Genomic DNA, 12417 nt, shown 5'->3' on the forward strand with positions numbered 1-12417 from the left:
AGACCCCCACCGAGGAGCTCCTGGCCGGGGTGTACGCCGAGGTGCTCGGCGTCGAGCGGGTGGGCGTCGACGACTCGTTCTTCGACCTGGGCGGCGACAGCATCACGGCGATGCGCCTCATCGCGGCGATCAACGCCGCCTTGGATGCCGACCTGGCGGTGCGCACGGTGTTCGAGTCGCCGACGGTCGCCCAGCTGGCCCCGCGGATCGGCGAGGGCGCCGACGGGCTGGAGCCCTTGACCGCCGGCCCGCGGCCCGCCGTGGTCCCGCTGTCCTTCGCGCAGAACCGGTTGTGGTTCCTCGACCAGTTGCAGGGCCCGTCGCCGGTGTACAACATGGCGGCCGCCCTGCGGCTGCGCGGCCCGCTCGACGCCGACGCGCTCGGCGCGGCGCTGGGCGACGTGGTGGCCCGGCACGAGAGCCTGCGCACGCTGTTCGCGGCGCCCGAGGGCACCCCGCAGCAGATCGTCCTGCCGGTCGCCCGCGCCGACTTCGGTTGGGCCGTGGTGGACGCCACGGGTTGGACGGCCGGTCAGCTGGCGGAGGCCGTCGGCACCAGCGCCCGCTACGCCTTCGACCTGGGCGCCCAGATACCGCTGCGCGCACAGCTTTTCCGGGTCGGCCGGGACGACCACATGCTGGTCGCGGTGGTCCACCACATCGCCGCCGACGGCATGTCGATCACCCCGCTCGTGCGCGACCTGGGGGTGGCGTATGCGAGCCGGTGCGCCGGGCGCGCCCCCGACTGGGCGCCGCTGGCCGTGCAGTACGTCGACTACACCCTGTGGCAGCGCGCGCAATTCGGCGATCTCACCGACGCCGACAGCCGGATCGCCGCGCAGCTGACCTATTGGGAGGGCGCGCTGGCGGGCATGCCGGAGCGGCTGCAACTGCCCACCGACCGGCCGTATCCGATGGTCGCCGATCAGCGCGGCGCCACGGCCGAGATCGACTGGCCCGCCGCGCTGCAGCAGCGCGTGGCCCGGGTGGCCCGGGCGCACAACGCGACCAGCTTCATGATCGTCCAGACCGCGCTGGCGGTGCTGTTGTCCAAGATCAGCGCGAGCACCGATGTGGCCGTGGGCTTCCCGATCGCCGGGCGGCGCGACCCCGCCCTCGACGACCTGGTCGGATTCTTCGTCAACACCCTGGTGTTGCGCGTCGACGCCGCCGGGGACCCGACCTTCACCGAACTGCTCGCGCAGGTCCGCCAGCGCAGCCTGGCCGCCTACGAGCACCAGGACGTGCCGTTCGAGGTGCTCGTCGAGCGGCTCAACCCGACCCGCAGCCTGACCCATCACCCCCTGGTCCAGGTGATGCTGGCCTGGCAGAACTTCGCCGGGCACGACGGCGGCCCCGCCGCCGGACTTTCCCTGGGCGACGTCGAGGTGACCCCGGTGCCGGTCGACACCCAGACCGCCCGCATGGACCTGACATTCTCGCTGGGGGAGCGCTGGACGGAGTCCGGGGAGCCCGGCGGGATCGGCGGCACCGTGGAATTCCGCACCGACGTCTTCGACGCGGCCAGCATCGAGGCCCTGATCGGCCGGCTGGAACGGGTGCTGCTGGCGATGACCGCCGACCCCGAGCAGGCGTTGTCGGCGGTCGACCTCCTCGACGGGGCCGAGCGTGACCGCCTCGCGGCGGTGGGCAACCTCGCGGCGCTGACCGCCCCGGTGCCCACCCCGGAATCGGTGCCGGCGCTGTTCGCCGCGCAGGCGGCCCGCACACCGGACGCCGTCGCGGTGGTGTGCGGCGGCGCGTCCATGACCTATGGCGAGCTCGACGAGGCGTCGAACCGGTTGGCGCACCTGCTGGCCGAGCGCGGCGCCGGCCCGGGACGGATTGTGGCGCTGCTGTTTTCGCGCTCCACCGAGGCGATCGTGTCGATCCTGGCGGTCCTCAAAACCGGGGCGGCCTACCTGCCGATGGACCCGGCGCTGCCCGACACCCGGATCGGCTTCGTGCTCGGCGACGCCGCGCCGGTCGCCGCCCTGACCACCGCCGACCTGGCGCCCCGGCTCGGCGGCCACGGCGTGACGGTCATCGACGCGCGCGACCCCGCGATCGCCGAGCGGCCCGCCGCCGCGCTGCCGGCGCCGCGACCGGAGGACCTCGCGTACCTGATCTACACCTCGGGCACCACCGGTGTGCCCAAAGGCGTTGCGGTGACGCACCGCAACGTGGTCTCGCTGCTGGCGGCCGGGGACAACGGCCTGCCCAGCGAGGGCGTGTGGTCGCAATGGCATTCGCTGGCCTTCGACGTCTCGGTGTGGGAGATCTTCGGTGCGCTGCTGCACGGCGGCCGGCTGGTCGTAATCCCCGAGTCGGTGGCGCGCTCGCCCGAGGAGTTCCACGCCCTGCTGGTCGCGGAGCGGGTCAGCGTGCTGAGCCAGACCCCGTCCGCGGCGGGCGTGCTCGCGCCGGAGGGCTTAGAAGCGGTGACGCTCGTGGTGGCCGGCGAGGCCTGCCCCGCGGAGCTGGTGGACCGGTGGGCGCCCGGGCGGGCGATGATCAACGCCTACGGCCCCACCGAGGCCACCGTGTACGCGGCCATCAGCGCGCCGCTGGAGGCCGGCGGGCCCGGCGTGGTCCCGATCGGCGCGCCGGTGCCGGGCGCGGCGGTGTTCGTGCTGGACGAGTGGCTGCGGCCGGTGCCCCCGGGCGTGGTCGGCGAGCTGTACATCGCCGGCGCCGGGGTGGCTAGCGGCTACTGGCAGCGCGCCGGCCTGACCTCGTCGCGCTTCGTGGCCTGCCCGTTCGGGGCGCCCGGTGCGCGGATGTACCGCACCGGTGACCTGGTGCGCTGGGGCGCCGACGGCCAGCTCGACTACCTGGGCCGCGCCGACGAGCAGGTGAAGATCCGCGGCTACCGCATCGAGCTCGGCGACGTCAGCGCGGCCCTGTCCTGGGTCGACGGCGTCGACCAGGCCGTCGTCGTCGCCCGCGAGGACCGGCCCGGCGACAAGCGGCTGGTCGGCTACGTGACCGGCACGGCCGACCCCGCCGACATCCGCTCCGCGCTGGCCGACCGCCTGCCGGGCTACATGATCCCGACCGCGGTGGTGGTGTTGCAGTCCCTGCCGCTCACCCCGAACGGCAAACTCGACACCCGCGCGCTGCCGGCGCCGGACTACTCCGACGCCGACCGCTACCGCGCCCCGGACAACGCGGTCGAGGAGCTCCTGGCCGGCATCTACGCCCAGGTCCTCGGGCTCGAGCGGGTCGGCGTCGACGACTCCTTCTTCGACCTCGGCGGCGACAGCATCTCGTCGATGCAGGTGGTGACCCGCGCGCGGGCCGCCGGCCTGACCTGCCGCACCCGCGACATCTTCGTCGAGCAGACGGTGGCCCGGCTGGCCCGGGTCGTCGAGGTGGCCGAGGACGGCGCCACGGCCGACGAGGGTGTGGGCCCCGCGGTGGCCACGCCGATCATCCGGTGGCTGCAGGACGTCGAAACCGCCGGCGGCGACATCGACCAGTTCAACCAGACGATGCTGGTGCAGGCCCCCGCGGGCGTCACCGAGCCGGACGTCGTGGCCGTGCTGCAGGCGCTGCTGGACCGGCACCCGATGTTGCGGCTCTACGTCGACAAGGACGCGGGGGAGTGGGCCCTGCATGTCCCCGAGGCGGGTGCGGTCGACGCGGCCAGCTGCCTGCTCACCGTCGACGCGCTGTCCGACGACGTGGTGGCCGACGCCCGGTCGCGGCTGAGCCCCGCCGCCGGCATGATGCTCAGCGCCCTGTGGGCGACGTCCACCAACCAGCTGGTGGTCATCGTCCACCACCTGGCCGTCGACGGCGTCTCGTGGCGAATCCTGTTGCAGGACCTCAACATCGCGTGGGCGCAGCGGCACGCCGGGCAGCCGGTGGCGCTGCCCGCGGCGGGCACGTCGTTCGTGCGGTGGTCGGCGCTGCTGGCCGAGCACGCGCAGCACCCCGACGTCGTCGTCCAGGCCGACGCCTGGCGGCGGGTGACGGCGACGCCCGCCGCCCTGCCCGCGGTGCGGCCGGAGGTCGACACCTTCGCCGCCGCCGGACACCTGTCGACGGAGCTGGACGCCGAGACCACCGGCATGCTGCTCGGCGCGGTGCCGGCGGCGTACCACGCCGGGGTGCAAGACGTTCTGCTCATCGCGTTCGCGCTGGCGGTCGCCGAGTTGGTCGGCGCGGCCGACGCGCCGGTCGCCATCGACGTCGAGGGCCACGGCCGCCACGAGGAGCTGCGCCGCGACGTCGACCTGTCCCACACCGTCGGCTGGTTCACCACCAAATACCCGGTGGCGTTGCGGGTCGGCGGGCCGACCTGGTCGCAGGTCGTCGCGGGCGGCGCCGCGCTGGGCGCGGCGCTCAAGGACGCCAAGGAACAGCTGCGGGCCCTGCCCGACCCGCTGACCTACGGGCTGCTGCGCTACCTCAACACCGACGTCGACCTGGGCGGCGCCGAACCGCCGATCGGGTTCAACTACCTGGGACGCCAGGGCGCCACCGCCGAGCTCACCGACGACATGTGGCGGCCCCAACAGGACGGCTGGTCGGCGACCCGCGCTGCCACCGACATCGCGATGCCGCTGATGCACACCCTGGAGCTCAACGCGGTCACCGTGGACACCGCCGCCGGACCGCGGCTGCACGCCAACTGGACCTGGGCGCCGTCGGCCCTCGACGAGGCGCAGATCACCCGCCTGAGCCGGCTGTGGTCCGAGGCCCTCGCCGCCATCTGCGCGCACGTGCGCAACGGCGGCGGCGGGCTGACGCCCTCGGACGTCGCCCCGGCGCGCCTCACCCAGCGCCAGCTCGACGAGCTCGCGAGCCAGCACGACATCGCCGACGTGCTCGCGCTCACCCCGGTGCAGCAGGGCCTGTTGTTCCACGCCAACACCGTCGCAGCCGGCGACGACCTGTACGCGGGACAGCTCGACATCAGCATCTCCGGCCCGCTCGACCCGCAACGCCTGCGAGACGCCGTGCGCGCCATGGTGATTCGCCATCCCAACCTGGTCGCACGGTTCTGCGACCAGTTCGCCGAGCCGGTCCAGATCATCCCGGCCGCGCCCGCACCCGCCTGGCGCTACGTCGAATTCGACGGCGCCGAGCCGCAAATCGCGCAGCTGTGCGCCGAGGAACGCGCCGCGGTCTGCGACCTGGCGGGCCAGCCGTCGTTCCGGGTGGCCGTGATCCGCACCGCGCCCGAGCGGCACCGGCTGGTGCTGACCAACCACCACATCGTGCTGGACGGCTGGTCGATGCCGATCCTGCTGAGCGAGATCTTCGCCGGCTACTACGGGCAGCGGCTCCCCGCGCCGGTGCCCTACCGCGACTTCGTCACCTGGCTGGCCGCGCGGGATCACGACGCCGCCCGCGCCGCGTGGGCGCAGGTGTTCGCCGGATTCGACACCCCGACGTTGGTGAGCCCGCAGGACCGCGCCCAGCCCGGCCGGCAGCACGACGAATCCTTCACGCTGTCCGCCGAACTCACCCAGGCCGTCGGCGAGCTGGCCCGGTCGCGGCACACCACCGTCAACACCGTGCTGCAGGCCGCCTTCGCGCAGCTGCTCTGCGGGTTGACCGGCCAGCACGACGTCACCTTCGGCACCACCGTCTCCGGCCGGCCGGCCGAGGTCGTCGGGGCGGACGCGATGGTGGGCCTGCTGATCAACACCGTGCCGGTGCGCGCGCACCTCACCGCGACCACCACCACCGCCGACCTGCTGGACCAGCTGCAGGGCGCCTACAACCACACGCTGGACCACCAGCACCTGGCGCTCAACGAGATTCACCGCATCACCGGGCAGGACAAGCTGTTCGACACCCTGTTCGCGTTCGAGAACTATCCGATCGACGCGAGCGCGCTGTCGGGCGAGAGCGAGCTGGCGATCACCGACATCGCCACCCGCGAATCCACCCACTACCCGCTGACCATGCAGGCGCAGCCGGGGCGCGAGCTGCGGCTGCGCGTCGAGTACGACGGTGACGTCTTCGACGCGCAGGGCATCGCCGCCCTGATCGAGCGGTTGCGCCGCGTGCTGACGGACATGACCGCCGATCCGCAGCGCCCCCTGGCGTCGCTGGACGTGGTGGACGCCGCCGAGCGGGCCCGCCTCGACGGCTGGGCCGGCCGCGCGGTGCTGACGGAGCCCGCCACGCCCGTGTCGATCCCGGCGCTGTTCGCCACGCAGGTGGCCCGCAGCCCGCGGGCCGCGGCCGTGACCTTCGAGGGCCGGTCGATGAGCTACCGGCAACTCGACGAGGCCTCGAACCGGTTGGCGCACTTGTTGGTTCGTCGCGGCGCCGGGCCGGGCGAAACCGTCGCGCTGCTGTTGCCCCGGTCGGCCGACGCGATCGTGGCGATCCTGGCGGTGCTCAAGACGGGGGCGGCCTACCTGCCCATCGACCCGGCGCTGCCCGAGGCGCGAATCGCGTTCATGCTCACCGACGCCGCGCCGTTGGCCGCCGTCACCACCGCCGCGCTGGCCGGCCTGCTCGACGGGCACGACCTGACGGTCGTCGACATCGCGCACCACACCGTCAGGGCCCAACCGAAGACGGCGCTGCCGGCGCCGGCGCCGGAGAACGTCGCGCACGTCATCTACACCTCCGGCACCACCGGTATGCCCAAGGGCGTCGCGGTCAGCCACCACAACGTCACCCGGTTGTTCGACGCGGCCGCGGTGTGCGTGGAGCTGACACCGGACCAGGTCTGGACCCAATTCCATTCGTACGCTTTCGATTTCTCGGTCTGGGAGATCTGGGGTGCGCTGCTGCACGGCGGCCGCCTGGTCGTGGTGCCCGACTCGGTGGCGCGTTCGCCGATGGACTTCCATGCTCTGCTGGTGTCGGAGAAGGTCACCGTCTTCTCCCAGACCCCGTCGGCGGTGCGGATGCTGTCGCCGCAGGGGCTGGAGTCGGCGGCGCTGGTGATCGGCGCCGAGCCCGTCCCGGCCGAACTGGTGGACCGGTGGGCGCCCGGGCGCGTGATGGTCAACGTCTACGGGCCGACCGAGAGCACCATCTTTGTGTCGGCCAGCGCGCCGCTGACCCCGGGCGCCGGCGCGCCGCCGATCGGTTCGCCGGTCCCCGGCGCGGCGCTGTTCGTGCTGGACGGGTGGCTGCGGCCGGTGCCGACCGGCGTCATCGGCGAGCTGTACGTGGCCGGCCGCGGCGTCGGCTACGGCTACGTGCGCCGCGCCGGCCTGACGGCGACGCGGTTCGTGGCGTGCCCGTTCGGGCAGCCGGGGGACCGCATGTACCGCTCGGGTGACCTGGTGCGCTGGGGCGCCGACGGGCAGCTGCAGTACCTGGGCCGGGCCGACGAGCAGGTGAAGATCCGCGGTTACCGCATCGAGGTCGGCGAGGTGCGGTCGGCGCTGGCCGCCCTCGACGGGGTCGACGAAGCGGTCGTGATCGCCCGCGAGGACCGGCCCGCCGACTTACGGCTGGTCGGCTACATCACCGGATCCGGCGACCCGGCCGAGCTGCGCGCCGAGCTGGCCGAGCGGCTGCCCGCCTACATGGTGCCCGCGGCGGTGGTGGTCCTCGAGACGCTGCCCATGACGGTCAACGGCAAGCTCGACGTTCGGGCGCTGCCGTCGCCCGAGTATTCCGCGGGCGGCTACCGCTCGCCGACCACGCCCACCGAGGAGATCCTGGCCGGCGTCTACGCCCACGTGCTGGGCGTAGACCGCGTCGGCGTGGACGACTCGTTCTTCGACCTCGGCGGCGACAGCATTTCGGCCATGCGCGTGATCGCCGCGGTCAACTCCGCGCTGAACGTCGGTGTCGCGGTGAGCGCCATCTTCGAGGCGCCCACCGTCGCCCAGCTCGCCCTGCGGGTCGGCGAGAGCACCTCGCGCCTGGAGCCGCTGGTGGCCGGCGAACGCCCGGCGGCGGTGCCGCTGTCCTTCGCGCAGACCCGGCTGTGGTTCCTCGACCAGCTGCAGGGGCCGTCCCCGGTGTACAACATGGCGGCGGCCCTGCGGATGCACGGGCGCCTCGACGCCCGCGCGCTGGGCGCCGCCCTGGGCGACGTCGTGGCCCGCCACGAGAGCCTGCGGACCGTGTTCTCGGCGCCCGACGGGGCGCCGCAGCAGGTGGTGATCGCCGCCGAGCGGGCCGACTACGGCTGGCAGACCGTCGACGCCACCGGGTGGACGGACGGCCGGCTGCACGAGGCCATCGAGACCGCGGCCCGTGGGACCTTCGACCTGGCGGCCGACATCCCGTTGCGCGCCTGGCTGTTCCGGCTCGCCGACGACGAGCACGTCCTGGTCTTCGTGGTGCACCACATCGCCGCCGACGGCTGGTCGTTGCGGCCGCTGGTGCGCGACCTGGGCCTGGCGTACGTGAGCCGCAGCGCGGGGCACGCCCCCGACTGGGAGCCGCTGCCGGTGCAGTACGTGGACTACACGCTGTGGCAGCGCGACCAGTTCGGCGAGCTCACCGACGCCGACAGCCGCATCGCCGGGCAGGTGGCCTACTGGGAGAAGGCCCTGGCGGGCATGCCGGAACGGTTGCAGCTGCCCACCGACCGGCCCTACCCGCAGCAGGCCGACCACCGCGGGGCCACCGTGGACGTCGACTGGCCGGCCGACCTGCAGCAGCAGATCGCCGGGCTGGCCCGCGAGTACAACTCGACCAGCTTCATGGTGGTGCAGGCCGCGCTGGCGGTGCTGCTGTCCAAGGTCAGCGCCAGCAGCGACGTGGCGGTGGGCTTCCCCATCGCCGGGCGGCGCGACCCCGCCCTCGAGGATCTGGTCGGGTTCTTCGTCAACACCCTGGTTCTGCGCGTCGACCTCGCCGGGGACCCGTCGTTCACCGAGCTGCTGGCCCAAGTCCGCAGCCGCAGCCTGGACGCGTTCGAAAACCAGGACGTGCCCTTCGAGGTGCTCGTCGAGCGGGTCAACCCGGCCCGCAGCCTGACCCATCACCCGCTGGTGCAGGTGATGCTGGCCTGGCAGAACTTCGCGGGGCAGGACGGCGACGCCGGCACCGGGCTGGCCCTGGGCGGCGACGTCCGGGTCACCTCGATGCCCCTGGACACCCAGGTCGCCCGCATGGACCTGGTGTTCTCGCTGACCGAGCGCTGGACGGACACCAACGAGGCCGCCGGCATCGGCGGCCGGGTCGAATACCGCACCGACGTGTTCGACGCCGCCACCATCGAGGCGCTCGTCGCCCGGTTCCAGCGCGTCCTGGCCGCGATGACGGCCGACCCGACGCGGCCGTTGTCGTCGGTCGACCTGCTCGACGCGCGCGAGCGCGCGCGCATCGACGCCATCGGCAACCGCGCGGCGCTGACCGCCGCCCCGGCGCCCCAGTCGATCCCGGCCGCGTTCGCGGCGCAGGTCGCCCGCACACCCGACGCGGTGGCGCTGACCTGCGGGGAGCGCACCTGGACCTACCGCGAGCTCGACGAGGCCGCCGACCGGCTGGCCCACCGCCTGGCCGGCCACGGCGTCGGCCGCGGCGAGCGGGTGGCGCTGCTGTTCCCGCGCTCCGCCGAGGCGATCGTCGCGATCCTGGCGGTGCTCAAGGCCGGGGCGGCCTACCTGCCGATCGACCCGGGCCTGCCCGCCGAGCGGATCGGTTTCATGCTCGGCGACGCCGCACCGATGGCGGCGCTGAGCACCGTCGAGCTGGCCGGGCGGCTGTACGGCCACCACGTCGTGGTCATCGACATCGGTGACCTGGAGGCCGCCGGTGCCGCCGACGCGCCGCCGGCGCCGCTGCCCGGCCCGGACCCGGACGACACCGCCTACCTGATCTACACCTCGGGCACCACCGGCACGCCCAAGGGCGTGGCCGTCAGCCACCGCAACGCGACCCAGCTGCTGGCGTCCGGCGACTCCGGCCTGCCGCGCGCGGGCGTGTGGTCGCAATGGCACTCCTACGGCTTCGACGTCTCGGTCTGGGAGATCTTCGGCGCGCTGCTGGGCGGCGGCCGGCTGGTCGTGATCCCCGACGCGGTCGTGCGGTCGCCGGAGGACTTCCACGCGCTGCTGGTCGCCGAGCAGGTCACCGTCGTCAGCCAAACCCCGTCGGCCGCGCAGGCGCTGTCGCCGCAGGGGCTGGAGTCGGCCACCCTGGTGGTGGCCGGCGAGGCCTGCCCCACCGAACTGGTGGACCGCTGGGCGCCCGGGCGGGCGATGATCAACGCCTACGGCCCCACCGAGGCCACCGTCTACGCGGCGGTCAGCACGCCCCTGGCGGCCGGATCGGACGTGGTGCCGATCGGTTCGCCGGTGCCTGGCGCGGCCGCGTTCGTGCTGGACGAGTCGCTGCAGCCGGTGCCGCCCGGCGTCGTCGGGGAGCTGTACATCGCGGGTGCCGGGGTGGCCAACGGGTATTGGCGCCGCGCGGCGCTGACGGCGGCGCGGTTCGTGGCCTGCCCGTTCGGGCAGCCCGGCGCGCGCATGTACCGCACCGGTGACCTGGTGCGCTGGGGCGCCGACGGGCAGCTGCAGTACCTCGGCCGCGCCGACGAGCAGGTCAAGATCCGCGGCTACCGCATCGAGCTCGGCGAGGTGCGCGCCGCCCTGGCGGCGCAGGACGGCGTCGGGCAGGCCGCGGTCGTCGCCCGCGAGGACCGGCCCGGCGACAAACGCCTGGTCGGCTACGTCACCGGCACGGCCGACCCGGTCGAGATCCGCAGCCGGCTGGCCGACCAGCTGCCGGCGTACATGGTGCCGGCCGCGGTGGTGGTGATCGACGCGCTGCCGTTGACCCCCAACGGCAAGCTCGACGTTCGGGCCCTGCCGGCGCCGGAGTTCCGCGACGCCGGCCGCTACCGGGCCCCCGGCACCCCCGTCGAGGAGACGTTGGCCGGCATCTACGCGCAGGTGCTCGGCGTCGAGCGCGTCGGCGTCGACGACTCCTTCTTCGACCTCGGCGGCGACAGCATCTCGTCGATGCAGGTGGTGACCCGCGCGCGGGCCGCCGGCCTGACCTGCCGCACCCGCGACATCTTCGTCGAGCAGACGGTGGCCCGGCTGGCTCGGGTGGTGCAGGCGGCCGACGGCGACGCCGTCGTCGACGAGGGCACCGGGGAGTTCCCGGCGACGCCCATCATCCGCTGGCTGGAAAGCGTGCCCGGCCCGATCGACGAGTTCAACCAGACGATGGTGCTGCAGGCCCCCGCCGGCGTTGGCGCCGGTGACGACGCCGCCGTGACGGCGGTGTTGCAGGCGCTGCTGGACCGGCACGCCATGCTGCGGCTGCGCGTGCTGAGGGCGCCTGGGGAGTGGTCGCTGCAGGTGCCGGAGGCCGGCGCGGTGGCCGCCGGCGACTGCCTGCACACCGTCGACGAGCTGTCCGACGACGCCGTCCTCGAGGCGCGGGCGCGGCTCAACCCGGCGGGTGGCGTGATGCTCAGCGCGCTGTGGGTGCGCTCCACCGGGCAGCTGGTGCTCATCGTGCACCACCTGGCCGTCGACGGCGTGTCCTGGCGCATCCTGCTCGAGGACCTCAACATCGCGTGGGCCCAGCACCTCGCCGGCCAGCCGGTGGCGCTGCCCCCGGGCGGCACGTCGTTCGGCCGGTGGGCCACGCTGCTGACCGGGCGCGCCGGCGCCCCGGCGATGGTCGACCAGGCCGCCGCGTGGCAGCGGATCGCGGCCACGCCGTCCGCGCTGCCCGCCGTGCGCCCCGACGTCGACACCTACGAGACGGCCGAGCACCTGTCGGTGACGCTGGACGTCGAGACCACCCGCACGCTGCTCGGCGAGGCGCCGGCGGCGTTCCACGCCGGGGTCAACGACATCCTGCTCGTCGCCTTCGCGCTGGCCTGGTCCGAACTGCTCGGCACCCCGGGCGCGCCCCTCGGCATCGACGTCGAGGGCCACGGCCGCCACGAGGAGCTGGCCGCCGGCGTCGACCTGTCCCGCACCGTCGGCTGGTTCACCACCAAATACCCGGTCGCTCTGCGCGCCGGCGAGTTGAGCTGGGCCCAGGTCGCGGCCGGCGCGCCGGAGCTGGGCGAGGTGATCAAGGCCGTCAAGGAGCAGCTGCGGGCCGTGCCGGACCCGCTCAGCTACGGCGTGCTGCGCTACCTGAACCCGGAGGTCGACCTCGAGGGCGGCGACCCGCCGATCGGCTTCAACTACCTGGGCCGCGTCGGCGGCGCGGCGGCCGAGATCTCCGACGCGTTGTGGCGGATCAGCGCCGACGGCGCCTCGGCCACCGGCGTCAGCACCGCGGTGCCGATGCCGATGATGCACACCGTCGAGCTCAACGCCGGCACCGCCGACCTCGACGGCGGCCCGCAACTGCACGCCCACTGGACGTGGGCGCCGTCGGCCGTGGATCGGGCCCAGATCACCCGGCTGAGCCGGCTGTGGTTCGAGGCGCTCGCCGGCATCAGCGCCCACGTGCGCCGCGGTGGCGGGGGCCTGACCCCGTCCGACGTCGTCCCGGCCCGGT

General features: G+C 74.0%; 1 protein-coding gene. It reads left to right on the top strand.

The window, feature by feature from the left end:
* On the top strand, window positions 1–12417 hold a 12417-nt coding region (locus A5714_RS02665; RefSeq protein WP_156747144.1), incomplete at both ends, for a non-ribosomal peptide synthetase.

This window comes from Mycobacterium sp. E2462 (assembly GCF_001672685.1).
Lineage (GTDB): Bacteria > Actinomycetota > Actinomycetes > Mycobacteriales > Mycobacteriaceae > Mycobacterium.